The following is a 23772-nucleotide window of genomic DNA, read 5'->3' on the forward strand; positions in this document are numbered from 1 at the left end:
GGGGTTCCCCTCTCGTCCGGTGCCGCAGCCGAGAATTGCTGACGGCACATCAGATCGGACGCCGAAGGTACGCCCGGGGCCGTGGAGAGGGAAGACAAGGAACAGCCCGTAAGGGCTCTCCTACGACGGTCCGGCCAGTTCCGCCCAGACCGTCTTGCCGACGCCCCCGGAGCGCCGGACGACCCCCCAGTCGAGGCAGAGCCGCTGGACGATGAACATGCCATGGCCGCCGGGACGGCCCGCGCGGTGCGGGGTCCGGGGGGCGGGGGTGCCGGCGCCGAGGTCGCTGACCTCCAGTCGGAGGGTCTTGCCGGAGCGGCTGACGCAGAGCTCCTCGGGACCGTCGGCGTGGAGGCAGGCGTTGGTGACCAGCTCGGAGACGACCAGCAGGACGTCCTCGGCGGCCGCCCGGTGGTCGGCGGAACGGGCGGGGAGCCAGCCCCAGTCGTAGAGCGCCTGGCGGGTGAAGTCGCGGGAGAGCGGCACGGCGCCCCCCACCCCGACGAGGCGCAGGCTACGGGCCGCTTCCGCCGGGGCCGGTGAGCCGGCCGAGGCGGCGTCCCCCGCCTCCGGGCCGGGACCGTCCGGCGGTGGGCACGCCCGGGTGGTGCTCATCAGCGCTTCACCTCACCGATTCACCGATACGAACATGAACATCTTCAATGGATTCAGCTGTCTCCTGCCCGACGAAATCGTGAGAACACCCACGGATTCCACACGGCGCCTGTGACGCGGGCAACGGAGGATCCGGCTCAGTCCGCGAGTGCCGAATCGAGCGTGTCGTGCACGGTGAAGACGGCCCCGGCTCCCGTGATCTCGAACACCCGGGCGACGACGGGCGTCATCGCGGCGAGGTGGACGGCGCCGCCGGCGGCCTCGGCCTTGAGCCGGACGCCGAGAAGCACGTTCAGACCGGTGGAGTCACAGAAGTCGAGCCGCGAGCAGTCGACGACGACGCGGGCGTCGCCCTCGCGCACACAGCCCTCCAGGGTTTCGCGCAGCAATTCCGCCGTGTAGTGATCGAGCTCACCCGCGGGCGAGACGATCGAGCTCCCGCCCACACGCCGGACCTCCACTTGCAGTCGGCCCCTGCTCGGATTGCCGACCATCCCGCGATCCATGCGCTCCCGCTCCCCTTCATGCGCTCGTGGCGTGCTCACGTTCCGCTGCGGGAACCCTACGCCTTCCATACGGACGTCCGGAAGCCGAACTTCCGCCAAATACTGACAGAATTGGACAAACCACACTTGCCAGGAGGTGGTGAAGACCGGTAGGGCTAGTAGGGACACACATTCCACGGACGGCTTTGGAGGCGCCGCAAACCGCAGCAAAAGGGTCACGGCATCGGCAGCCATATGCCGAGAATGATGGAGGAGACCATGTCACCCCGGCTCGACGAACAGCGTCCCGCCACTTCGTGCACCGCGCACGAGGACCTCGCGACCGCCTCGTCGGCAATCACGCCCGAGCACGACGCCCACGGCGCCCCCGACGGCCCCGGCCACGACGAAGGCCACGGCCTCGCCGGGCTACCGGAGATCCCCCCGTACGACGAGGTGGACGCGGTGGACGCGCGGGCCCTGTCCAAGACGCTCTTCGCCCGCCTCGCGTCGCTCGAAGAGGGCACCCACGACTACGCGTACGTCCGCAACACCCTGGTCGAGCTGAACCTCGCCCTGGTGAAGTTCGCCGCCTCCCGGTTCCGCACCCGCAGCGAACCGATGGAGGACATCATCCAGGTCGGCACCATCGGTCTGATCAAGGCGATCGACCGGTTCGAGCTGACGCGGGGTGTGGAGTTCCCCACCTTCGCGATGCCGACGATCATCGGTGAGATCAAGCGCTTCTTCCGCGACACCAGCTGGTCCGTCCGGGTCCCCCGGCGGCTCCAGGAGCTCCGCCTCGACCTGGCCAAGGCCGGCGACGAGCTCGCCCAGCAGCTGGACCGCGCCCCGACCGTCGCCGAACTGGCCGAGCGGCTGGGCCTGACGGAGGACGAGGTCGTCGAGGGCATGGCCGCGAGCAACGCGTACACCGCGAGCTCACTGGACGCCCAGGCCGACGAGGACGAGCCGGAGGGCTCGCTCTCGGACCGCATCGGCTACGAGGACCACAGCCTGGAGGGCATCGAGTACATCGCGTCGCTCAAGCCCCTCATCGCCGAACTGCCGTACCGCGACCGCCACATCCTCTCCCTGCGGTTCGTGTCGAACATGACGCAGTCGGAGATCGGCGAGGAGCTGGGCATCTCCCAGATGCACGTCTCCCGGCTGCTGTCACGCACGCTGGTACGGCTGCGGCGGGGGCTGCTGGCCGAGGAGTGACGCCAAGGAGTGACGCAGGGCGCGACCCTCACGACCGCTGTGCCGCACGGGACGACCGATCCCCTGCGGCACAGCGGTTTTCGCGGCTTTCCCAAAGCCCTGCCTTGAGGAAACCTTGAGAAGGACTTTCACGACCTCTCATGGCCGAAAACATTCTCCTCAAGCGCTTCACCCAGGCCATTGAATGCGCTGGCCAACACTGATCCCTCATCAGTGCACTCTTCATGCTTGGGAGACACCCCATGAGACGACTCCGCACCGCGGGTCTGGCCCTTCTCGGCGCGACGCTCCTCGCCTCCGTCGCGGCGAGCCCCGCCCAGGCCTCGCCGGGCGAGACCCTCACGGTCTGCGCCGACACGATGACGCCGGACGGCTGGGTCGACGTCAACTGGGGCACCAGCGCCTCGTGCCGCGCGATGGGCGGCTCGAACATCAAGATGATCAAGCAGCTCGACGGCCTCCCCGTCGGCACCCAGGTCAACGCCTGCGCCACGGCCCAGCCGCCGACCGGCTGGATCAAGGTCCAGACCTACTACAGCGGCGGCTGCGTCGCCTTCGGCAACCCGTCCTTCACCCCGAACGCCTGGCTGCTCCGCCGGGCGTCCTGACGGGGGCGGTCCGGGGACCGTGAAGCGCTCCGGTCAGCGATCGGTGGCCCGAGGTCACGCGATCGCCTCGGGGCTGGGCACCGGACCGTAGTCCGCCTCGTGGTCCACGGGGCCACCGGTTCGCGGTGGGCCGCGAACCGGTCCGGCTCGACAGCCCGCTCCGCGCGAGGAGCCGACCCCCTTACCGCCCGTCGACCAGCCCGCCGCCGGCCTGTTCGGCTACCGGTTGAGGAACTGGCTGCCACCCGCCCTGCCCGTACGGCAGCCGCCCGAGGCACCACCACCGGGCCAGGGACGCCCCACGGTGCCCTTGCCGTTCCGGACCTGCGGCGGCTGCGAACGCGCGTTCCGTGCCGCCGATCCGGGCCGTTGCCGGGACTGCCGTGAGGCGGCGAGCCACGCGGTCGCCTGAGCCGTCGAGGCCGTCGAGGCCGCCCCTACGCGGTGGACCCCGCCCTCGCGGAGAGGACCGGCCGAGTGGCGGTGTTCCGGCCCAGCGGGGCCAGGGCGAGGAGGAAGAGGAGGCCGCCCACGGGTATCAGGTCCAGGCTGATCGCCGAGACCGCCACGCCCGCCACGATCGCGAGCGGCCGCCAGAAGGCGATCGCGCGCAGGGCCGCCAACTGGCCCACGAGCAGGAGCAGTCCGACGTAGAAGAGCAGCGGGCCGATCGTGTAGACGGCCGGTGTCACGCCGGGCAGGTCGCGTATGCGGTCGAAGAGCTCGTTCATCGTCTCGCGGTCCACCGACGCGTATCCGACGAGCAGGTCGATGGACGCCTGTGCCGTCACGGCCGCCACGCCCAGCAGGCCCAGGGTCGCGCCGGCGCCCGCGAACGTCCGGCTCCCCCGGCCTCGGCCCGTCGCCACCGCCGTCCGGCGCAGGCCCAGCATCACCGGTGCGAACAGCAGGACGCCCGACAGCAGCGCCAGGTGGCCCAGGGACCAGGCCGGCCCCGGGCCGTGGCCGGGGTCCGTCAGCCGGATGAGGCCATAGGCCGTCATGCACAGCGGGCCCGTCGCGAAGGCCGCCTGTCGCCATGTCGTGTTCGTCATGACGTCGATACTTCCGGCCGGGGCCCTCCCCTCGCTTCCGGGGAGACCCTGGCCTCGCCCTGACCTGCCCCTGAGCCCTCCCTGACCCCCGCCCTCAGAGCTCGCGCACCCCGCGCCGCCAGACCGCCGAGACGAGCGGTACGCCGGGCCGGTAGGCGAGGTGGACGTGCGAGGGGGCGTCCAGGAGGGCCAGGTCGGCGCGGGCGCCCGGGGTGAGGCGGCCGATGTCCGTGCGGCGCAGGGCCGCCGCGCCGCCCGCCGTGGCGGACCAGACGGCCTCGTCGGGGGTCATGCCCATGTCGCGCACGGCCAGGGCCACGCAGAACGGCATGGAACTGGTGAAGGACGAGCCGGGGTTGCAGTCCGTGGACAGGGCGACCGTGACGCCCACGTCGAGGAGACGGCGCGCGTCCGGCCACTGCGCGCGGGTGGAGAACTCGGCGCCGGGAAGGAGGGTGGCCACGGTGGTGCCCTGCGCGAGGGCGTCCACGTCCGCGTCCGTCAGGTGGGTGCAGTGGTCGGCGGAGGCGGCGCCGACCTCGACGGCCAGCTGGACGCCGGGGCCGTGCCCGAGCTGGTTGGCGTGGACGCGCGGCACCAGGCCGTGGCGCTTGCCGGCTTCGAGGATCGCGCGGGCCTGGTCGCCGTCGAAGGCGCCCTTCTCGCAGAACACGTCGACCCAGCGGGCGTGCGGGGCGCACGCGTCGAGCATCTCGCCGGTGACGAGGGAGACGTAGCCGTCGGGGTCGTCGGCGAACTCCGGCGCCACGATGTGCGCGCCGAGGTACGTGACCTCGTCGGTGTGGGCGGCGGCGATCCGCAGGGCCCGGGCCTCGTCGTGGGTGGTGAGGCCGTAGCCGGACTTCGTCTCGAAGGTGGTCGTGCCCTGGCGGAGGGCTTCGGAGAGGTAGCGGGTGAGGTTGGCCTCCAGCTCCTCGTCCGTCGCCGCTCGGGTGGCCGCCACCGTCGTGCGGATGCCGCCCGCGCTGTAGCTCCGCCCGGACATCCGCGCGTTGAACTCGGCGGTGCGGTCGCCCGCGAACACCAGGTGGGAGTGGGAGTCCACGAAGCCGGGAATCACGGCCCGGCCACCGGCGTCGACCGCGTTGTCAGTGGCGGGTGCTTTGCTGGACTCACCGATCCACGCGACGCGGTCGCCGTCGATGACGACTGCCGCGTCCTGGACCAGACCGAGGGGGCCTTCGCCGAGGGAGGGGTCGTTGGTGACCAGACTGCTGATGTTGATGATTGCCGTGCTCATGCTTGCTCCGGTCCTCGGCGTCAGCCGCTCAGGGCGGCGATGGAGTCGGCCAGTGCCCGCGGCACGTCCGGTACGAGCTGGTGGACCCCGTCGCGTACGACGTGCCGGCCGCCCACGACCGTATGGCGGATGTCCGCCCCCGTCGCGGCGAATACGGCCGTCTCGGCCCCGTGGCGCGGAGCCGGCCCCGCGGTACGGACGGAGTCCAGCGCGACGGTCGTGAGGTCGGCGAGGGCGCCCGGCTCGATGCGGCCCGCGTCGACCCAGCCCAGCGAGGCGTGCCCGTCCTCGGTGGCGGCGCGCAGCAGCGCGGCGGCGGTCCAGTGGCCTCGCGTGCGGCTGCGCAGCCGTTCGTCGAGCTCCATGGCGCGGGCCTCTTCGAGGAGGTCGATGACGGCGTGGCTGTCGCTGCCCAGGGACAGCGGGCTGCCGGCCCGCTGGAGGGCGACGGCCGGGCCGATGCCGTCGGCGAGGTCCCGCTCGGTCGTCGGGCACATGCAGATCGTGGACGCCGCGCCACCGAGGAGGGCGATGTCCTCGTCGGTGAGGTGCGTGGCGTGCACGGCGGAGGTGCGCGGGCCGAGCACGCCGTGGTCGGCGAGCAGCCGGGTGGGGGTGCGGCCGTGCGCGGCGAGGCAGGCGTCGTTCTCGGCGGTCTGCTCGGACAGGTGGACGTGGAGGGGGGCCTCGCGCTCCTTCGCCCAGTCGGCGACGGTCGTCAGCTGGTCGGCGGGCACGGCGCGCACCGAGTGGACGGCCGCGCCGATCCGGGCGTGACCGGCGGGCTTGAGGGCGGCGGCGCGCTCCGCCCAGGCGTCGGCCGTGCCGTCGGAGAAGCGCGTCTGGTGGTGGTTGGGGGGCTCCCCGAAGCCCGAAGACAGATAGGCGGTGTCGAGGAGGGTGATGCGGATGCCGGCTTCGGCGGCGGCCGCGATCAGGGCTTCGCCCATGGCGTTGGGGTCGGCGTAGGGGGTGCCGCCGGGGCCGTGGTGGAGGTAGTGGAACTCGCCGACGCAGGTGATGCCGGCGAGGGCCATCTCCGCGTACGTGGCGCGGGCGAGGGCGAAGTACGAGTCCGGGGTGAGCCGGTCGGCGACGCCGTACATCACGTCGCGCCACGTCCAGAAGGTGCCGCTGCCCACCTGGGTGCGGCCGCGCAGGGCGCGGTGGAAGGCGTGGGAGTGGGCGTTGGCCAGCCCGGGGAGGGTCAGGCCGCGCAGGGTCGTCGCGCCCGGGGGCGGGGCCGGGACGTCCGTGCGGACGGCCGTGATCCGGCCGTCCGTCACCTCGATGGCCACGCCGGGCTCGACGTGGGTGCCGAGCCACGCGTGCTCGGCCCAGTAGGTCACCTGCACGCCAGGCCCTCCAGTACGTCGGCGAGTGCGGTCACTCCGGCCACGCAGTCGTCCTCGGTCGCCGTCTCGGCGGGCGAGTGGGAGACGCCGGTGGGGTTCCGTACGAACAGCATGGCCGTGGGGATGACGCCGGACAAAATACCGGCGTCGTGCCCGGCGCCCGTGGGCAGTACGGGCGCGCCGCCCAGGAGCTTGGCGAGTTCGTCACGCAGGTCGTGGGCGAACTCGACGACCGGGGTGAAGGATTCCCGGGTCACCCGGACGTCCACGCCGTCGCGGCCGCCGCGCTCGACGGCCGCCTGCTCGATCTCGGCGACGACGGCGGCCAGCGTCTCCTCGTCGGCGGCGCGGGAGTCCAGCCAGCCGCGGACGAGGGAGGCGATGGCGTTCACGCCGTTCGGTTCGACGGCGACCTTCCCGAAGGTCGCCAGGGCGCCGGCGAGACGCGCCTTCTTCCGGGCGGCGAGCACGGTGTTGGCGTACGTCAGCATCGGGTCGCGGCGGTCGTCGAGGCGGGTGGTGCCGGCGTGGTTGGCCTCGCCGTGGAAGTCGAACCGCCAGCGGCCGTGCGGCCAGATGGCGGAGGCGACGCCCACGGGGTGCGGGGTGTCGGCGAGGGCCCGTCCCTGCTCGACGTGGAGCTCGACGAAGGCGCCGACGCGGGCGAGGCGTTCGGGGTCGGGGCCGATGGCCTCGGGGTCGTATCCGGCGCGCTCCATGGCCTGGGCCAGGGAGACGCCGTCGCCGTCCCGGAGGGCGTGGGCCTTGTCGCGGGTGAGCTGCCCGGCGGTCAGGCGCGAGCCGACGCAGGCGAGGCCGAAGCGGGCGCCCTCCTCGTCGCCGAAGTTGACGATGGCGAGGGGGCGGCCGGGCTTCGCGCCGCGGGCGCGGAGCTCGTCGAGCGCGGCGAAGGACGACACGACGCCGAGGGGGCCGTCGAAGGCGCCGCCGTCGGGGACGGAGTCCAGGTGGGAGCCGGTGACGACGGCGTCGCCGGCGGTGGGGTCGCCGAGCCAGGCCCACTGGTTGCCGTTGCGGTCGGTCTCGTAGGTCAGCCCGCGCGATTCCGCTTGGGCGCGGAACCACGATCTGCAGTCGGCGTCGGCGCCGGTCCAGGCGTAGCGGCGGTAGCCGCCGCTTTCCGGGTTCCGGCCGATGGGCGCGAGGTCGCGCCACATCTCGTGGAACGACGGGGTCGTGGGCAGTCGTTCCGCCGGGGCGGAACGGGTGGGCACGACCCCGCCCGCACCCGGCGACGGCGCGTTCCCCGCACCGGGCGTACCCGCTTCGGGTGCGGGTCCGTGGTCGGGCTGCGCCCACCCGTCCCGCCCTGCGGGACGATTGCCCGCAGCGGCGGTCACGACTCTTCTCGCATCGGGATGCGGACCCCACGCGTCTCGGCGACGGCGTCAGCCGCCTCGTAGCCCGCGTCGACGTGGCGGATGACGCCCATGCCCGGGTCGTTGGTCAGGACGCGGCGGATCTTCTCGCCCGCCAGGGGCGTGCCGTCGGCGACCGTGACCTGGCCCGCGTGGATGGAGCGGCCCATGCCGACGCCGCCGCCGTGGTGGAGGGAGACCCACGAGGCGCCCGAGGCGACGTTCACCATGGCGTTGAGCAGCGGCCAGTCCGCGATCGCGTCGGAGCCGTCGAGCATGGCCTCCGTCTCGCGGTAGGGCGAGGCGACGGAGCCGCAGTCGAGGTGGTCGCGGCCGATGACGATCGGCGCGGACAGCTCGCCGCTCGCGACCATGTCGTTGAAGCGCTCGCCCGCGCGGTCGCGCTCGCCGTAGCCGAGCCAGCAGATGCGGGCCGGGAGGCCCTGGAAGTGGACGCGCTCGCCGGCCATCTTGATCCAGCGGGCCAGGGACTCGTTCTCGGGGAAGAGGTCGAGGATCGCGCGGTCGGTGGCCGCGATGTCCTTGGGGTCGCCCGACAGCGCCGCCCAGCGGAAGGGGCCCTTGCCCTCGCAGAAGAGCGGGCGGATGTAGGCGGGGACGAAGCCGGGGAAGTCGAAGGCGCGGGTGTAGCCCGCGAGCTGGGCCTCGCCGCGGATGGAGTTGCCGTAGTCGAAGACCTCGGCGCCCGCGTCCTGGAAGCCGACCATCGCCTCCACGTGACGCGCCATCGACTCGCGCGCCCGGGTCGTGAAGTCGGCGGGCTTCTCGGCCGCGTAGGTGGCCATCTCGTCGAAGGAGACGCCGACGGGCAGGTAGGCGAGCGGGTCGTGGGCGCTCGTCTGGTCCGTGACGATGTCGATGGGCGCGTTCATCGCGAGCAGCTGCGGGACGAGCTCGGCGGCGTTGCCGAGGACGCCGATGGACAGCGGGCGGCGGGCGTCGCGCGCCTCGACGGCCAGCTGGAGGGCGTGGTCGAGGGAGTCGGCCTTGACGTCCAGGTAGCGGTGCTCGATGCGGCGCTCGATGGCGCGCGGGTCGCAATCGATACAGATCGCGACGCCGTCGTTCATGGTGACGGCGAGCGGCTGGGCGCCGCCCATGCCGCCGAGGCCGGCGGTCAGGGTGATCGTCCCGGCGAGCGTGCTGTTGAACTTCTTCGCGGCGACGGCGGCGAACGTCTCGTACGTGCCCTGGAGGATGCCCTGGGTGCCGATGTAGATCCACGAACCGGCGGTCATCTGCCCGTACATGGTCAGGCCGAGGGCCTCCAGGCGGCGGAACTCCTCCCAGTTGGCCCAGTCGCCGACGAGGTTGGAGTTGGCGATGAGGACGCGCGGCGCCCACTCGTGCGTCTGCATCACGCCGACGGGGCGGCCGGACTGGACGAGCATGGTCTCGTCCTGCTTGAGCGTCTGCAGGGTGCGGACCATCGCGTCGAAGGAGCGCCAGTCGCGGGCCGCCTTGCCCGTGCCGCCGTAGACGACGAGCTTGTCGGGGTGCTCGGCGACCTCGGGGTCGAGGTTGTTCTGGAGCATCCGCAGCGCGGCTTCCTGCTGCCAGCCCCGGGTGCTCAGCTCGGTGCCTCGCGGTGCTCGCACGGGTCGCGGTCCTGACATGGGCGCTGCCTCCCTGGCTCTCTCCATCATGTTCTGAATAGAACACTGCACAGTTTGAGTGCCTGAATACCTCTAGTCAACACTTTCTGGTCGACAGGCCGCCTGGTCGACAGGCCGCCGGTCGGCCTAGGCGGCACGCGCACCGTGGCCGTCGCTCCCGCGCGGTGGTGGAGTGGACGTATGGGTCACGTGGACAGCGGGAACGATGGCGCCGCGCGGCGGCGGGACGCGGCCGTGCGGGCGGCCGTCCGGCAAGGGATCGTCACGGCGGACCGGCCCGTCGTGGGTCTGCTGGACGTCCCGGGGATCAGAGCGGCCGCCGCCGCGCTCCACCGAGCGTTCGCGCAGGTCAGCGCCCCCGGTACGGACGTGCTGCACGCCTTCGCGGTCAAGGCCGCGCCCCTGGTGCCCGTGCTGCGGCTGCTCGCCGAGGAGGGGCTGGGCGCCGAGGTGGCGAGCCCCGGGGAGCTCGCGCTGGCCCGCGCGGCGGGCGTGCCGCCCGCGCGGACCGTGCTGGACTCCCCCGCCAAGACCCCCGCCGAGCTGCGCGAGGCACTGGCGCTCGGCGTCGCCGTCAACGCCGACAGCCGGGAGGAGCTGGTCCGGCTGGACGGACTTCTGGACGATGGTCCGCTCGCGTCCGTCCCGCCCCTCGGTCTGCGCGTGAATCCCCAGGTCGGCGGCGGCAGCATCAGCGCCCTCAGCACCGCGACGCCGACGTCGAAGTTCGGGGTCCCGCTGCGCGACGAGGGGGCGCGCGAGTGGCTGGTCCGCGCCTACGCCGAGCGGCCGTGGCTCACCCGGATCCACGCGCACGTCGGCTCGCAGGGCTGCCCCCTGGAGCTGATGGCCGCCGGCGTCCGGGCGGTGTACGAGCTGGCCGAGGAGGTCAACGAGCACGTCGGCGCCCGGCGCGTCCGGTCCCTGGACATCGGCGGCGGCCTGCCCGTCAACTTCGCCTCCGACGACGTCACCCCCACCCACGCCGCGTACGCGCGGCTGCTCGCCGAGGCCGTCCCCGGCCTGTTCGACGGGCGCTACGGCCTGGTGACCGAGTTCGGGCGGTCGCTGCTGGCCAAGAGCGGGATGGTGCTGGCCCGGGTGGAGTACGCCAAGTCGGCAGGCGGCCGCCGGATCGCGGTGACGCACGCGGGCGCGCAGGTGGCCGTGCGCACGGTGTTCGCGCCGGAGGCGTGGCCGCTGCGCGTGGCGGTGTACGACGCGTGGGGGCGGCCGAAGGACGGGGCGCCCGAGAGCCAGGACGTGGCCGGGCCCTGCTGCTTCGCCGGGGACCTGATCGCGACCGGGCGGTCGCTGCCCCGGCTGGAGGCGGGCGACCATGTCGCGCTCCTCGACACCGGCGCGTACTACTTCTCGAACCACTTCGCGTACAACACGCTCCCCCGGCCGGGGGTTTACGGCTATGCGGAGCACCAACGGATGGAAGGGGCCACCGGGACCCCCTCCGTCGACGTGCGCTTCGTGCCCGTACGGCCGCCGCAGTCCCTCGACGAGCTCGTCGCCGAGAGCGGCGGCGCCCACGCGGTGGGTCTCACCGCGCTGCGCTGACCACCGCCCCGCCCGGGACCGGACGGCCCCGCCGCCGGGCCCCGCCGGGCAGCGCGTCCCCGGCGGCGAGGCCGGTGGTGAACCAGCCGCGTACGGGCGCCGCGACGGGGCTGCCCTGCGCCCGCTCCGTACGCACCCACAGCAGCGACTCGCTCCGGCGCTCCAGGCCGCCCAGCCACAGGGCCTTCGCCCACAGCCCGGCGCCCGCGCCCGCCATCGCCAGCCCGGCCGCCACCGGCACCGCCAGCGAGCAGGCCGTGGCGGCGACGAACGCGCCGGCCAGCCACCAGCTCCGGGCCCGCCGCCAGTTCCGCGCCGTCACGGCCCGGTCCTGGAGGAACACGGCCCGGCCCGCGCGCTCCGCGCCGCCCGCCAGCTCCGTGTACCGGCCGCGCCGCGCCAGGAAGGCCAGGGCCCCGGCGGCGACGAACAGGACGCCGCCCGCCGCCAGCCCGAGCCGGCGTCCGGTGAGCACCGGCACCAGCTCCGGCAGCACGGCACCGGCGCCCGCGCTCAGCAGCCCGAGCCACCACAACCAGCGCGCCGGCGCCCTCACGATCACGGCCACACGAGCCAGCGCATACGCTCCGCGCCCCACGTCGGACCTCCTCGTCGGTCTTGTCGTCGTCACTGCGGGCCGCACGCTAGCCGACGATTCTGAGTGCGAGCTGAGAACCGCGCGCGCCCGTAGCCCACTGGAGTCATACCCGGGTATCACAGGCGAGTTGACCCCCACGTATGTCGTGTCGACGCATCGTCGGTCCTTATGGTCGTCCTACCGATGGAGCGGCGGACGAAGCGGCGGACGAAGCGGTGGGAGGAGACGGGACATGCCGGTGAACGAGCGGGCCCAGCAGGCACTGCGGCGACGGGCGCTGGTGGCGGCGGGGGCGCTGGCTTTGACCGGTCTGCTCGGGGTCTTCGCCCCGCACGCCCGCGCGGCGGCCGACGGCACCCCTACAGCCGAGGCTCCGGCCCCGGCCGGCTCCCGTGCCCACGTCCGGCTGCCCGAGCCGACCGGCCCGTTCCCCGTCGGCACCACCACCCGCCACCTGGTCGACACCTCCCGCGAGGACCCCTGGCACCCGGGGCACGGCCACCGCGAGGTCATGGTCGGCTTCTGGTACCCGGCGGCCCACGCGGGCTGGCGGACCGCCGCGCGCACCGCGCCCCACATGGAGCGGCGCGCCGCCGCCCACTTCGGCTCGCCGGGCGGCTCCGGCCACCTCGGCTACCGCGTGCCGGCCGGGGCCGTGGACTGGGCGGCCACCACGACGCACGCGCGCGTGGACGCTCCCGTCGCGCGCGGGGCGGGCGTCCGGCCGGTCGTGCTGTACTCGGCGGGCCTGGGCGATCCCCGGACCTGGAACACGTCGCTCGTCGAGGACCTGGCCTCGCGCGGCTACGTGGTCGTCACGGTCGACCACACCTACGACTCCTCCGAGGTCGCCCTCCCCGGCGGCCGCCTCGCGCGCTCCGTGCTCCCCGGCCTCGCCGCGAAGCGCGGCACGGACCCGGGTCGGGTGCTGCGCAAGGCGATGAAGGCGCGCGTCGACGACACCCGTTTCATCCTGGACCGGCTCGGTGACCGCAAACACCGGCTGTCCCTGCCGCACGGTCTGGCCGCCGCCATGGATCTGCGGCACGTGGGGATGGTGGGCCACTCGGCGGGCGGCTTCACGGCCCTCCAGGCCATGCACGACGACCGGCGCATCCGCGCGGCCGTCAACATGGACGGGACGATGGAGTTCCCCGGGCCGGGAGGGATGAGCTCGGTGTCACGGGAGGGGGTCGACCGGCCGTTCCTGCTGATGGGGACGGACGCGGCGGATTCCGGCGAGTACGGGCGCCAGCCGTCGTGGAAGGCGCTGTGGCAGCATTCGCGCGGTCGCGGCGGCTGGCGGGGTGATGTGACGCTCACGGGGTCGGAGCACGGGGCGTACACGGACGCGGCGGCGTTGCTGCCGCAGCTCGCGCGGCAACGGGCGGTTTCGTGGGGGACGGTGCGGGGGGATGTGGGGACGGTGCGGGGGGAACGGGCCGTCGCCGTGACGAGGGCGTACGTGGCGTCGTTCCTCGACCGCTTCCTGCGGGGGCGGGACGACCACTTGCTCGACGGGCCGTCAGGGCGGTTCCCGGAGGTGCGGGTCGCGCGCTGAAGCGGTGGAGAGTCCCCGGTCCCGCCCCTTCCCGTTTCTTTCAGGGGCTCCGCCCCCGAACCCCCGGTCCTCAAACGCCGGACGGGCTGGAATCAGCCCGTCCGGCGGGGGCGCCAGGGGGCGGCAGCCCCCTGGGAAACGGTGAAAGGGCGGGACTGGGGCGTCCTCACTCCACGAACAAGCCCCGCGCCGCCGCCTTCGCGTCGAACTCCTCCAGGCGCGCCTGCGCGTCCGGCAGCGCGTCGCACATCGCCTCCAGGAGCACCCGGCCCAGCAGCATCGGCGCGCAGGCCGTGTCGAAGGCGAGGCCCGTGCCGACGGCGGCCGGCAGCAGGACGTCGCTGTGGCGTGCGACGGGGGCGAACGTGGAGTCCGCGACGGTGACGACCGTCAGACCCGCCCCCCGCGCGTACTCCAGCGCGTCCACCACCTCGCGCGGGTGGCGCGGCAGCGCGAAGCACAGCAGGGCGCTCGCCCCGGCGCGGACGGCCGCGTCGATGCGGTCGACGAGCAGCGTGCCGCCCTCGTCGAGGAGCCGTACGTCGGGGTGGACCTTGCGCGCGAAGTAGGCGAAGCCCGCCGCCTGGGCGGTCGCGGCCCGCAGGCCGAGGACGGGCAGCGGGCGCGACGCGGCCAGCAGGCGGCCGGCCCGGGCGACGGGGGCGGGGTCGGCGAGCAGCGAGGCGAGGTGGCGGAGGTTGTCGATCTCGGCCTGTACGGCCTGCTGGTACTCGTTGTACGAGTCCTCGGCGGGCGCCTCGGCGGCGGGGACGACGTCGCGCAGGTGGCGGCGGAGCGCGGGGTAGCCGTCGAAGCCGAGGGCGACCGCGAAACGGGTCACCGACGGCTGGCTGACCCCGGCGAGCTCGGCCAGTTCGACGCTGGAGAGGAACGGCGCGTCCGCCGAGCGGCGCACCATGCAGTGGGCGATGCGGCGCTGCGTGGGCGTCAGCCGGTGCCCTTCGAAGAGCTTCTGCAGCCGCGCGGTGGCTTCCGGCTCGCCCCCGGTCTCGCTCATGAGCCCTCCTCGGTCAGTCATTCATCCGGTCCGTACCCTGCATGGAATTATGCAGGGTACGGCTCCCGGACCGCGCCTCACAGCGGAGGCAGCAGCTTCTTCTGCGGCTTGCCCATGGCGTTGCGCGGCAGCGCGTCCATGAAGCGGATCCGGCGCGGTCGCTTGTGGACGGAGAGGTGGCCCGCCACGAAGTCGATCAGCTCGCGCTCGGCGATCCCGTCGGCCACCACATAGGCGACGATCTCCTGCCCCAGGTCGTCGTGGGGCACCCCGACGACCGCCGCCTCGCGGACGGCCGGGTGGTCCAGGAGGGCGTTCTCGACCTCGCCGGCGCCGACGCGGTAGCCGCCGGACTTGATCAGGTCGGTGGAGGCCCGGCCCACGATGCGGTGGGTGCCGTCCGGCTCGATCGCGGCGATGTCGCCCGTGCGGAACCAGCCGTCGGCCGTGTACGCGGCCGCCGTCGCCTCCGGGCGGCCCAGGTAGCCGGCGAAGAGCGTCGGGCCGGAGACCTCCAGCTCCCCGATGCCGCCCTCCTCCCCCGTCCCCACGACCCGGGTGCGTACGCCCGGCAGCGGCAGGCCCACCGCGCCCGGGCGGCGCTCGCCGTCCGCGCGGGTGGCGACGGTGATCAGGGTCTCCGTCATGCCGTAGCGCTCGACGGGGCGTTGCCCGGTGAGCGCCTCCAGGTCGCGGAAGACGGGCGCGGGCAGGGCGGCGCTGCCCGACACCAGCAGCCGGGCCCCGGCGAGCGCCCGGGCGGCGGCGTGGTCGCGCGCCACCCGTGACCAGACCGTCGGCACGCCGAAGTAGAGGCTGCCGCCCGCCGCCGCGTACGCCTCCGGCGTGGGGCGGCCGGTGTGGACCAGCCGGCAGCCGGTGCGCAGGGCGCCCAGCACGCCCAGGACGAGGCCGTGGACGTGGAAGAGCGGCAGGCCGTGGACGAGGGTGTCCTCGGCCGTCCACTTCCAGGCCTCGGCGAGCCCGTCCAGGCCCGCCGCGACCGCGCCGCGCGGGATGAGCGCGCCCTTGGGCGCGCCGGTGGTGCCGGAGGTGTAGAGCACGAGGGCGGTCGACTCCGGGTCCGGCTCGGGCGCGGACCAGGTGCCGCGTTCCCGTATGTCCACGGGGACGTCCTCGCCGAGGACCAGTTCGGCGCCGGAGTCGCGCAGGATGTGGCCGCGCTCGGCGGGCCCGGCGTCCGGCGGCAGCGGTACGACGGGCACCCCGGCGAGCAGCCCGCCGACGACGGCCACCACGGTCTCGGGCTCCGCCACGGCCCGTACGGCCACGGACGGGGCCCCGGCGATCCGGGCCGCCACCGCCCCTGCCGCGCCCAGGAGTTCCTCCCGCGACAGGGACCGTCCCGCGATGGTGAGGGCGTCCGGACGGTCGGCGGCGTCCGGCGCGACGAGGGACGACAGCAGGGGTTCGGGCACGGAATCGCTCCTTCCACGGGGCCCCGGCGGACCGGGGGGCATCCCCTCTGCGGATACGGGTGCTGGCCCCACTGACGCGGGGTCCTCGCCGACCGTACCGTCGTGGCCATGATGGCCCGTGACACCGATGCCCCCAAGGACCCCGGTCGCGCCCAGGACCCCGTCCCCGGCCCGACCGGCTTGCAGAAGGACCCCGAGCTGCGCCGCGAACTGGACGCGACCGCGCACACGCTCAAGGAGCTCGGGCCCGAGTACGAGGCGGAGCTCATCGACTCCTTCCTGGAGAAGGTCGGCGAGCGCATCGACCGGCGGATGGACGCCACGGCGGACCGCCAGGTGCGGCGGCATCTCGCCGAGCGGCAGATGAGTGCGGCGCGGGGTGCGGCCGGGGGCGCGGCCGGGCGGTTCCCGGGTGACGGGCCGGCGCCCGGGAGCTTCGGGGAGCGGTTCGGGTTCGCGGCGGTGTCGCTGGTGCTGGCGATCCCGCTGTCGGCGATCGCCGCGTACAACGCGCATCTGGCGGGGTTGCTCGTGACGTGGGCGGGGATCGTGGGGGTGAACGTCGCCCAGGCGGCGCGGGTGCCGCGGCGGCGGTCAGCCGAAGACCGGGAGCGGGCTTCCGACGGCTGGGGCGCGTAAGCGGTCCGGTTGCCCGCGGGCCGGTGGGGGCTTGTCGCGCCCACGCGGCGGTAGCCGCATATCGAACACTGCCCCGCGCCCCTTACGGGGCCCCGACGAGCGCGGGGGCCGCCGCACCCCGGTTGTGGCCGGGGTCGGGACGACGGCGGTCCCCGCGGAGGGCGCGGGCCGGATCCCGGGTGCCGGGATCCGTGCCGCGTCCGGACGGCTCTGGAGTCCGGGAGCCGCTCCGGAGTTCCTGCCGCCTCGTCACCCCTCACTATGCCGGGCCCGTGTTAAGTCCATGCTGCGCGCACGTGACGCATACGCACCTTTTACGGGCCGGTAGTTGCCGGTAGTTGGCCGCGGTGTGACTACTTCGTACCGCCGTTGCCGCCCTCGGCGAGGAACGCGAGCAGGTCCTGGCGGCTGACGACGCCCTTGGGCTTGCCCTCGACGAGCACGATGGCCGCGTCCGCCGTGCCGAGGACGTTCATCAGGTCGCCGACCGCCTCGCCGGAGCCGACCTGCGGCAGCGGCGCGCTCATGTGCTTCTCCAGCGGGTCGGAGAGCGAGGCCCGCTGGGCGAACAGCGCGTCCAGCAGGTCGCGTTCGACGACCGAGCCGATGACCTCGGCGGCCATGACGTCGGGGTGGCCGGCGCCGGGCTTGACGATCGGCATCTGCGAGACGCCGTACTCGCGGAGCACCTCGATGGCCTGACCGACCGTCTCCTCGGGGTGCATGTGGACGAGCGAGGGGATGCCGCCGTCCTTGCGGCGCAGCACGTCGCCGACGCGGGCGGCGTCGCCGGGCTCCTCCAGGAAGCCGTAGTCGGCCATCCACTCATCGTTGAAGATCTTGCTCAGGTAGCCGCGGCCGCTGTCCGGCAGGAGCACCACCACGACGTCGTCCTCGCCGAGGTCCTTCGCGATCTCCAGGGCGCTGACGACCGCCATGCCGCAGGAGCCGCCGACCAGCAGGCCCTCCTCCTTGGCGAGGCGGCGCGTCATCTGGAAGGCGTCCTTGTCGGAGACCGCGACGATCCGGTCCGTCACCGTGCCGTCGTAGGCGGAGGGCCAGAAGTCCTCGCCGACGCCCTCGATCAGGTACGGGCGGCCCGAACCGCCGCTGTACACCGAGCCCTCGGGGTCGGAGCCGATGACCTGGACCTTGCCGCCGCTGATCTCCTTGAGGTACCGGCCGGTGCCGCTGATCGTGCCGCCCGTGCCCACGCCCGCGACGAAGTGGGTGATCTTCCCCTCGGTCTGCTCCCAGAGCTCCGGACCGGTGGAGTGGTAGTGCGAGAGCGGGTTGTTGGGGTTGCTGTACTGGTCGGGCTTCCAGGCGTTGGGCGTCTCGCGCACGAGGCGGTCGGAGACGTTGTAGTACGAGTCCGGGTGCTCGGGGTCGACGGCGGTCGGGCAGACGACGACCTCGGCCCCGTAAGCCCGCAGTACGTTGATCTTGTCCTGGGAAACCTTGTCAGGGCAGACGAAGATGCACTTGTAGCCCTTCTGCTGCGCCACGATCGCGAGACCCACGCCCGTGTTGCCCGAGGTGGGCTCCACGATCGTGCCGCCCGGCTTGAGCTCACCGGACTTCTCGGCGGCCTCGATCATCCGCACGGCGATGCGGTCCTTCACCGATCCACCGGGGTTGAAGTACTCCACCTTGGCGAGGACGGTCGCCTTGATGCCTTCGGTCACATGGTTGAGCTTCACGAGCGGGGTGTTGCCAACGAGCTCAATCATCGAGTCGTGATACTGCACGGTGATCTCCGCGGTCGGGGGCACTAGCGGTCGTCGCGTGCCCATACCGCCAGCCTAGAGCGCCTGCCACCGCTCCAACGGCGCGTTGCGGAGGCGAGCGCGCGGGGCAACCTGCTCATAGCGCGCACTGGCAAGGGCGCGCCGGGTTCATGAAGCTTTTGTGAAGCGTTTGTAAACCGGCTTTCGTAAGCGCTGAGGAGGCTGTCCGGTGTCCATGCTGAGGGCGAGGGCCGCGCGACGGATCGCGGCCGCTGCGGCGTACGGAGGCGGCGGGGTCGGCCTGCTCGGCGGGGCGATGCTCGGGGTGCTGATCACGGAGGTGGCGCTGGCCCGGCGGGTCGTCGGCGGGGCCGGCGGCACCCCGCCGCACGCGGACGGCCGCTACGGCTCCGCGTTCGTCCACGGGCTGGGGCGGGAGCCGCTGCTGCTGGGCGTGCTGGGCGATTCCACGGCGGCGGGCCAGGGGGTGCACCGGCCCCGGCAGACCCCGGGCGCCCTGCTGGCCTCGGGGCTCGCGGCGGTCGCCGAGCGGCCCGTGGAGCTGCGCAACGTGGCGCTGTCCGGGGCGCAGACCTACGACCTGGAGCGGCAGGTCACCCAGATCCTCTGCGATCCGGAGCGGGTCCCCGACGTCTGCGTGATCATGATCGGGGCGAACGACGTCACCCACCGGGTGCCCGCCACCCGCTCCGTCCGGCTGCTCACGGAGGCCGTGCGCAGACTGCGGGAGGCCGGCTGCGAGGTGGTCGTCGGCACCTGCCCCGACCTGGGCACGATCGAGCCCGTCTACCAGCCGCTGCGCTGGCTGGCCCGGCGGCTGAGCCGGCAGCTCGCGGCGGCGCAGACGATCGGGGTGCTGTCGGCGGGCGGCCGGACGGTCTCGCTGGGCGATCTGCTGGGGCCGGAGTTCGAGGCCAATCCCCGGGAGCTGTTCGGGCCCGACAACTACCACCCCTCGGCCGAGGGTTACGCCACCGCCGCCATGGCCGTGCTGCCCACGCTCTGCGCGACGCTGGGCCTGTGGCCCGAGGACGAGGAACGGCCGGACGCGGCGCGCCGCGAGGGCATCCTGCCGCTGGCCAGGGCGGCCGCCGAGGCGGCCGCGGAGGGCGGCACGGAGGTCACGGCCCGGGGCCGCTGGGCGCTGCTCAAGCACCGCAAGCGGCGGCGGCTGCCGACGGCCCCGGAGGCCGCTCCGGACGGGGAACGGCCCGCCCATACTGGAAAGAGTCCGGCGTCACAGCCCGGAGACCGTGACCCGGGCCGTACTTGCGGGTAACTTCCGGGGAGTCTTCGTTCCCGCGCAACTGGAGCCGTGATGCCCGAAGCCGTGATCGTCTCAACCGCCCGCTCCCCGATCGGTCGCGCCTTCAAGGGCTCCCTGAAGGAGCTGCGGCCCGACGACCTCACCGCCACGATCATCCAGGCCGCGCTCGCCAAGATCCCCGGGCTCGACCCGCGCGAGATCGACGACCTGATGCTCGGCTGCGGTCTGCCCGGCGGCGAGCAGGGCCACAACCTCGGTCGCATCGTGGCCGTGCAGATGGGCATGGACCACCTGCCCGCCACCACGATCACCCGCTACTGCGCCTCGTCCCTGCAGACCTCCCGGATGGCGCTGCACGCCATCAAGGCCGGCGAGGGCGACGTCTTCATCTCGGCGGGCGTCGAGATGGTCTCCCGGTCCGTCAACGGCTCCTCCGACGGCATGCCCGGCACCCACAACCCGCTCTTCGCCGACGCCGAGGCCCGCACGGCCGCCCGCGCCGAGCGGGGCGGCGAGGGCTGGCACGACCCGCGCGAGGACGGCCTGGTCCCGGACGCCTACATCGCGATGGGCCAGACCGCCGAGAACCTGGCCCGCCTCAAGGGCGTCACCCGCGAGGACATGGACGAGTTCGGCGTCCGCTCGCAGAACCTCGCCGAGGAAGCCATCAAGAAGGGCTTCTGGGAGCGCGAGATCACCCCCGTGACGCTGCCCGACGGCACGGTCGTCTCCAAGGACGACGGCCCGCGCGCGGGCGTCACCCTGGAGGGCGTGGCGGGCCTCAAGCCCGTCTTCCGCCCCGACGGCCTGGTCACGGCGGGCAACTGCTGCCCGCTCAACGACGGCGCCGCCGCCCTGGTGATCATGTCCGACACCAAGGCGCGCGAGCTGGGCCTCACCCCGCTGGCCCGGATCGTCTCGACAGGCGTCTCCGCGCTCTCCCCCGAGATCATGGGCTACGGCCCGGTGGAGGCCAGCGAGCAGGCGCTGCGACGGGCGGGGCTGACCATCGGCGACATCGACCTGGTCGAGATCAACGAGGCCTTCGCCGCGCAGGTCATCCCCTCCTACCGCGACCTGGGCATCGACATCGACAAGCTGAACGTCAACGGCGGTGCCATCGCCGTCGGCCACCCCTTCGGCATGACGGGCGCCCGCATCACGGGCACGCTCATCAACTCGCTCCAGTTCCACGACAAGCAGTTCGGCCTGGAGACGATGTGCGTGGGCGGCGGCCAGGGCATGGCCATGGTGATCGAGCGGCTGAGCTGAGCCGCAGCGGAGGGTAGGGGTCGCCCGAGGTACGAGGGCGGCACCTGCCCGCAGCGGAGGCGAAGCTCAGCGCGACCAAAAGCACGAGCGGCTGAGCTAAAACACCGGGCGGCAACTGCCGGGAGCATCTATCGGCCACCTTGCCGAAACGTGACCCAATCTCCCCCAGGATGTGACCAACGTCCCGGGGGAGATTCGTTTCCCCAGGTCAGGGTGGTTGAAGGAACAACGTCCGGGCCCTTGGTCCCGTCCGTTTACTGACGTTTTGCACTGTGGGCCTCCGGAGGCATGCGCGAAGCTGAGGTAGGAATTCGGGGGATCCAAGCAACCGGGAGTACGTCAGTGAGCGCCATGTCCCTTGCCCTGCTGATGGGCGCTGCCGCCGCCACGGCCGCGGGCGCCGCCGCCCTGCACAGCTCTCGTGGTCTGCGCCGGCAGATCACCGCCCTGCGCGAGGAACTCGCCGCCGCCACGGCCGGCGCCGCGGAGCGCGGCGCCGTGCCCGCCGCCCGTACCGCGCCCGTCGCGGAGCTCGCCGAGATACGCGCGGCCGTCGCCGACGCGCTCGCGGAGGAGCGGGAGCGCGAGCTGGCCGAGGCCCGGGCGTTCTGGGCCGCCCAGGAGGCCCGCGACCTGGCCGGGGCCACCGACACGCCCTCGCTCCCGGTCGTCCTGCCCGGCCTCGACGACGCCCTGTTCCTGCCCCGCCAGGCCGATCTCGCCGGCCTGGACTTCACCGGCCTGGACCCGCTGGCCGACCTCGAGTCGGAGGCCGCGGACTCCCCGGAGCTGGCGGCGGCCCGCCGCCGCCACCCCTCGCACCCCGACTTCACCCCCGCGGCCCCGTCCGTCACCGACCACGAGCGCACGGTCGAGCGCCTCACCGAGCTCGCCGACGACGGCGTGCCGCTCACGGACGTCCGTCCCGGCCCGCTGGGCACCCTCGACGTCTACGTCTTCGCCGACGGCACCACGGTCTGCATGACCCCCGGGCACCGCGAGACCGCCGAGCGCCTCGCCGAGGCCCTGCGGGCCGGTGACGCGCCCGTGCTGCTGGGCGGCTCCGGGGTCTCCGGCGCCTACGCCCTGACCTTCGAGTGCGAGTCGGGCACGGTCTACGTCCTGGCCGACCGCGTCATCGCCTCGCTCTAGCGGCCCGCTGGACGTCCGGTCAGCCGTCTGCGGGTGCGTCGTGGCTGGTCGCGCCCGCGCGGCGGAGCCGCATGGTGTCGCGGCCCCGCGCCCCTTCGGGGCACCACCCCACCGCGTAAGGTCACAGCCCGCAGCGCCCCGCGGCCTCCTCGACCAGCCCCACGGCCCGGGCCACGCCTTCCGTGACCCCGCCGGAGGCGAGCAGCGCTTCGGCCAAATCGTGGCCGGCCACCGCCACTTGGTCGGCCACGGCGAACATCCCCGCGTCCGGCATCTCCCGTACCGCCGGGGCGTCCGGCTCCTCGATCCGCTGGGTCCACGCGGCGAGCTCCCTGGCCAGGGCCAGCGCTTCCGCCGCCGCTCCCCGGCTGAGCCGGGACTGCGGCAGGGTCCGCAGCCGGTCGGCGAAGGTGTCCACGGCGGCCAGAAGAGGTGTCACATCATCCACGCCACGAGACTATGCGCCGCCCACCGACTGTTGCCAACGCTTGAACACTCGGGCACGGTGACATGAAGGACCATCATTCGACGCGTCCGGAGGCGCCGATGTCCCACGTCTTCTCCGACAAGACCCACCGGAACCTGCTCTCCCGAATCCCCCAGTGCACCGGCCGCGAAGTCGCGGACTGGCTGCGCACGGTCGAAGAAGGCCCCTCCCTGTTCCGTTTCGAGGAGAAGGTCAGCTGGCTGCGCGGCGAGCACAATCTCGCTTACGGCCACGCGAAGGCCATCGTCCACGAGTACGACCTCCGACGAGCGGCGCGAAAGCTGGGCTGAGCCACGCGCCCCGCGAACGGAACAGGCCCGGGAAGGCGATGCCTTCCCGGGCCCTGTCACACGGCGCGGATATATCCACGCGATGGTTTTAGTCGTTGTTCAGGATCGCGATGATCCGGAGGATCTCCGTGTAGATCCAGACGAGCGACAGCGTCAGACCGAAGGCCGCCAGCCAGGACTCCTCGCGGGGAGCGCCATAGGCCACGCCGTCCTCGATCTGCTTGAAGTCGAGCGCCAGGTAGGCGGCGCCCAGCAGCACACCCACGACACCGACCGCGATACCGAGACCACCGCTGCGGAAGCCCAGACCGTCACCGCCACCGAAGACCGCGAACAGGGAGTTCGCGACCATCAGCAGGAGGAAACCGATCGAGGCGCCGATCACGAAGCGCGTGAAACGGCGGTCGACCCGGATGATCCGGGTGCGGTAGGCGATCAGGACACCCGCGAAGACGGCCATCGTGCCCAGCACGGCCTGCATCGGGGCGCCATAGGCGATCGCGTTGTAGTACTTGCTGATCACGCCGAGGAACAGGCCCTCGAAGGCCGCGTAGGCCAGGATCAGCGCCGGGGAGGGCTTGGCCTTGAACGACTGGATCAGGCCCAGCACCATGGCGACGATCGCGGCGCCGAAGCCCACGCCGACGGGCAGCGAGAGCGCCCAGGCGGCACCGGCGGCGACGATCACCGTGCCCAGCGTGATGCCGGTCTTCGTGACGACGTCGTCGATCGTCATCCGGCCGGCGGCCCGCGCCGGGGCCTGCGGGTAGCCCTGCTGGAGATCCGGCCCGCCCTGCGCGTACGGGTTCGCCGCGTAGGGGTTGCTGGGCTGGGCGTACGGGTTCCCGGCGTACTGGTCGCTCGCGTACGGGTTCCCCTGGGACGCGGCCCCGGCCTGCGCTCCCGCGCCGAAGCCCGCGTAACCGCTGTTGTCGCGGCTGAACCCCCGTCGCGAGAAGACCGGGTTGCTGCTCCTCATCTCACTCCTCCGTGGCCACCCTGCGCGGCCTTGGCGTCAAGGGTAATAGGGGAGCAAAGAAAAGGCCCTCCTGCTACGGGACGATCTTTTCTTCGCCGGACCCCGTACCGGACAACGCGGACCGGCGGCGG

22 protein-coding genes are annotated in these 23772 nt (G+C 73.2%); 9 read left to right on the forward strand and 13 right to left on the reverse strand.

The genetic code is table 11. The features are described from left to right. Window positions 1-120: 120 nt before the first annotated feature. Together IE096_RS21920 and IE096_RS21925 are read right to left on the reverse strand one after the other, a co-directional pair. Window positions 121-615 carry an ATP-binding protein gene (locus IE096_RS21920; RefSeq protein WP_189454353.1) on the reverse strand — a complete coding sequence of 165 codons (495 nt, stop codon included), beginning with the start codon at window positions 613-615 and terminating at the stop codon, window positions 121-123. 137 nt (window positions 616-752) lie between these two features. Continuing rightward, complete coding sequence (locus IE096_RS21925) at window positions 753-1121, reverse strand: STAS domain-containing protein (RefSeq protein WP_189454355.1); 369 nt, start codon at window positions 1119-1121, stop codon at window positions 753-755. Window positions 1122-1367: 246 nt separating this feature from the next. Between IE096_RS21925 and IE096_RS21930 the strand changes: the two genes are divergently transcribed. Beyond that, window positions 1368-2324, forward strand: a complete 957-nt coding sequence (locus tag IE096_RS21930) for an RNA polymerase sigma factor SigF (RefSeq protein ID WP_189454357.1) — start codon at window positions 1368-1370, stop codon at window positions 2322-2324. A gap of 242 nt (window positions 2325-2566) precedes the next feature. Beyond that, window positions 2567-2932, forward strand: a complete 366-nt coding sequence (locus IE096_RS21935; protein ID WP_189454360.1) for a hypothetical protein — start codon at window positions 2567-2569, stop codon at window positions 2930-2932. A 437-nt stretch (window positions 2933-3369) separates the two neighbouring features. Here IE096_RS21935 and IE096_RS21940 read toward each other — a convergent pair whose 3' ends face one another. The 5 genes from IE096_RS21940 to hutU all read right to left on the reverse strand — a co-directional run bounded on the left by IE096_RS21940 (window position 3370) and on the right by hutU (window position 9619). After that, complete coding sequence (locus tag IE096_RS21940; protein WP_189454362.1) at window positions 3370-3987, reverse strand: hypothetical protein; 618 nt, start codon at window positions 3985-3987, stop codon at window positions 3370-3372. Between the two features lie 94 nt (window positions 3988-4081). Further along, complete coding sequence (gene hutI / locus IE096_RS21945) at window positions 4082-5248, reverse strand: imidazolonepropionase (protein WP_189454364.1); 1167 nt, start codon at window positions 5246-5248, stop codon at window positions 4082-4084. Window positions 5249-5268: 20 nt separating this feature from the next. Continuing rightward, the gene (locus tag IE096_RS21950) at window positions 5269-6603 is read right to left on the reverse strand and encodes a formimidoylglutamate deiminase (protein WP_189454366.1); all 1335 of its coding nucleotides are present in this window, start codon (window positions 6601-6603) and stop codon (window positions 5269-5271) included. After that, window positions 6594-7781: an allantoate amidohydrolase gene (locus IE096_RS21955; RefSeq protein ID WP_189454773.1), complete on the reverse strand. Its 1188-nt coding sequence runs from the start codon at window positions 7779-7781 to the stop codon at window positions 6594-6596. Before IE096_RS21955 ends, IE096_RS21950 begins: the two co-directional genes overlap by 10 nt. 179 nt (window positions 7782-7960) lie before the next feature. After that, complete coding sequence (gene hutU, locus IE096_RS21960) at window positions 7961-9619, reverse strand: urocanate hydratase (protein WP_189454368.1); 1659 nt, start codon at window positions 9617-9619, stop codon at window positions 7961-7963. Window positions 9620-9799: 180 nt separating this feature from the next. Between hutU and IE096_RS21965 the strand changes: the two genes are divergently transcribed. Beyond that, complete coding sequence (locus tag IE096_RS21965; protein WP_189454370.1) at window positions 9800-11188, forward strand: type III PLP-dependent enzyme domain-containing protein; 1389 nt, start codon at window positions 9800-9802, stop codon at window positions 11186-11188. Here the strand turns inward: IE096_RS21965 and IE096_RS21970 are convergent. Then, the gene (locus IE096_RS21970) at window positions 11172-11786 is read right to left on the reverse strand and encodes a hypothetical protein (RefSeq protein ID WP_189454373.1); all 615 of its coding nucleotides are present in this window, start codon (window positions 11784-11786) and stop codon (window positions 11172-11174) included. The genes IE096_RS21965 and IE096_RS21970 overlap by 17 nt on opposite strands. Window positions 11787-12018: 232 nt before the next feature. Here IE096_RS21970 and IE096_RS21975 point away from each other — a divergent pair, with 232 nt between their 5' ends. Beyond that, window positions 12019-13347, forward strand: coding sequence for an alpha/beta hydrolase family protein (locus IE096_RS21975; RefSeq protein WP_189454375.1), 1329 nt, complete (start codon window positions 12019-12021; stop codon window positions 13345-13347). Between the two features lie 166 nt (window positions 13348-13513). Here IE096_RS21975 and IE096_RS21980 read toward each other — a convergent pair whose 3' ends face one another. Both IE096_RS21980 and IE096_RS21985 read right to left on the reverse strand, forming a co-directional pair. Then, window positions 13514-14365 (reverse strand): MurR/RpiR family transcriptional regulator, encoded by an 852-nt coding sequence (locus IE096_RS21980; RefSeq protein ID WP_189454376.1) that lies wholly within the window; start codon window positions 14363-14365, stop codon window positions 13514-13516. A gap of 77 nt (window positions 14366-14442) precedes the next feature. Next, complete coding sequence (locus IE096_RS21985) at window positions 14443-15804, reverse strand: acyl-CoA synthetase (protein ID WP_229820494.1); 1362 nt, start codon at window positions 15802-15804, stop codon at window positions 14443-14445. Between the two features lie 108 nt (window positions 15805-15912). Here IE096_RS21985 and IE096_RS21990 point away from each other — a divergent pair, with 108 nt between their 5' ends. Then, window positions 15913-16443, forward strand: coding sequence for a hypothetical protein (locus IE096_RS21990; protein ID WP_229820496.1), 531 nt, complete (start codon window positions 15913-15915; stop codon window positions 16441-16443). A 353-nt stretch (window positions 16444-16796) separates the two neighbouring features. Here the strand turns inward: IE096_RS21990 and IE096_RS21995 are convergent, their stop codons facing one another. Continuing rightward, entirely contained in the window at window positions 16797-18194 is a 1398-nt protein-coding gene (locus IE096_RS21995; protein WP_189454380.1) for a cystathionine beta-synthase, read from the reverse strand. Window positions 18195-18408: 214 nt separating this feature from the next. On the opposite strand from IE096_RS21995, the gene IE096_RS22000 reads away from it, so the two are divergent. The 3 genes from IE096_RS22000 (at window position 18409) to IE096_RS22010 (ending at window position 21885) form a co-directional block, all read left to right on the forward strand. Further along, complete coding sequence (locus tag IE096_RS22000) at window positions 18409-19473, forward strand: SGNH/GDSL hydrolase family protein (protein WP_189454777.1); 1065 nt, start codon at window positions 18409-18411, stop codon at window positions 19471-19473. A gap of 39 nt (window positions 19474-19512) precedes the next feature. Beyond that, complete coding sequence (locus tag IE096_RS22005; protein ID WP_189454382.1) at window positions 19513-20733, forward strand: acetyl-CoA C-acetyltransferase; 1221 nt, start codon at window positions 19513-19515, stop codon at window positions 20731-20733. A 342-nt stretch (window positions 20734-21075) separates the two neighbouring features. Then, window positions 21076-21885 carry a hypothetical protein gene (locus IE096_RS22010; RefSeq protein WP_189454384.1) on the forward strand — a complete coding sequence of 270 codons (810 nt, stop codon included), beginning with the start codon at window positions 21076-21078 and terminating at the stop codon, window positions 21883-21885. 121 nt (window positions 21886-22006) lie between these two features. On the opposite strand, the gene IE096_RS22015 is transcribed toward IE096_RS22010, so the two are convergent. Next, on the reverse strand, window positions 22007-22333 hold the full coding sequence (locus IE096_RS22015; protein ID WP_189454386.1) for a hypothetical protein: 327 nt from the start codon (window positions 22331-22333) through the stop codon (window positions 22007-22009). A gap of 98 nt (window positions 22334-22431) precedes the next feature. Here IE096_RS22015 and IE096_RS22020 point away from each other — a divergent pair, with 98 nt between their 5' ends. Next, window positions 22432-22662: a DUF4287 domain-containing protein gene (locus tag IE096_RS22020; RefSeq protein WP_126918041.1), complete on the forward strand. Its 231-nt coding sequence runs from the start codon at window positions 22432-22434 to the stop codon at window positions 22660-22662. A gap of 88 nt (window positions 22663-22750) precedes the next feature. Here the strand turns inward: IE096_RS22020 and IE096_RS22025 are convergent, their stop codons facing one another. Further along, window positions 22751-23641 (reverse strand): Bax inhibitor-1/YccA family protein, encoded by an 891-nt coding sequence (locus IE096_RS22025; protein ID WP_189454388.1) that lies wholly within the window; start codon window positions 23639-23641, stop codon window positions 22751-22753. Between the last annotated feature and the right edge of the window lie 131 nt (window positions 23642-23772).

It is taken from the genome of Streptomyces abikoensis (assembly GCF_014648775.1).
In the GTDB taxonomy this organism is placed as follows: domain Bacteria; phylum Actinomycetota; class Actinomycetes; order Streptomycetales; family Streptomycetaceae; genus Streptomyces; species Streptomyces abikoensis.

Bases quoted from the DNA above. Each gene is read 5' to 3' on its own strand.
- IE096_RS21935 (WP_189454360.1), top strand. From the start codon at position 2,567: ATGAGACGACTCCGCACCGCGGGTCTGGCCCTTCTCGGCGCGACGCTC.
- IE096_RS21940 (WP_189454362.1), bottom strand. From the start codon at position 3,987: ATGACGAACACGACATGGCGACAGGCGGCCTTCGCGACGGGCCCGCTG.
- IE096_RS22020 (WP_126918041.1), top strand. From the start codon at position 22,432: ATGTCCCACGTCTTCTCCGACAAGACCCACCGGAACCTGCTCTCCCGA.
- hutI (WP_189454364.1), bottom strand. From the start codon at position 5,248: ATGAGCACGGCAATCATCAACATCAGCAGTCTGGTCACCAACGACCCC.
- IE096_RS21965 (WP_189454370.1), top strand. From the start codon at position 9,800: ATGGGTCACGTGGACAGCGGGAACGATGGCGCCGCGCGGCGGCGGGAC.
- IE096_RS21930 (WP_189454357.1), top strand. From the start codon at position 1,368: ATGGAGGAGACCATGTCACCCCGGCTCGACGAACAGCGTCCCGCCACT.
- IE096_RS22025 (WP_189454388.1), bottom strand. From the start codon at position 23,641: ATGAGGAGCAGCAACCCGGTCTTCTCGCGACGGGGGTTCAGCCGCGAC.
- hutU (WP_189454368.1), bottom strand. From the start codon at position 9,619: ATGTCAGGACCGCGACCCGTGCGAGCACCGCGAGGCACCGAGCTGAGC.
- IE096_RS21990 (WP_229820496.1), top strand. From the start codon at position 15,913: ATGATGGCCCGTGACACCGATGCCCCCAAGGACCCCGGTCGCGCCCAG.
- IE096_RS21975 (WP_189454375.1), top strand. From the start codon at position 12,019: ATGCCGGTGAACGAGCGGGCCCAGCAGGCACTGCGGCGACGGGCGCTG.
- IE096_RS22005 (WP_189454382.1), top strand. From the start codon at position 19,513: ATGCCCGAAGCCGTGATCGTCTCAACCGCCCGCTCCCCGATCGGTCGC.
- IE096_RS21920 (WP_189454353.1), bottom strand. From the start codon at position 615: ATGAGCACCACCCGGGCGTGCCCACCGCCGGACGGTCCCGGCCCGGAG.
- IE096_RS21925 (WP_189454355.1), bottom strand. From the start codon at position 1,121: ATGGATCGCGGGATGGTCGGCAATCCGAGCAGGGGCCGACTGCAAGTG.
- IE096_RS21955 (WP_189454773.1), bottom strand. From the start codon at position 7,781: ATGTGGCGCGACCTCGCGCCCATCGGCCGGAACCCGGAAAGCGGCGGC.
- IE096_RS21980 (WP_189454376.1), bottom strand. From the start codon at position 14,365: ATGAGCGAGACCGGGGGCGAGCCGGAAGCCACCGCGCGGCTGCAGAAG.
- IE096_RS22000 (WP_189454777.1), top strand. From the start codon at position 18,409: ATGCTGAGGGCGAGGGCCGCGCGACGGATCGCGGCCGCTGCGGCGTAC.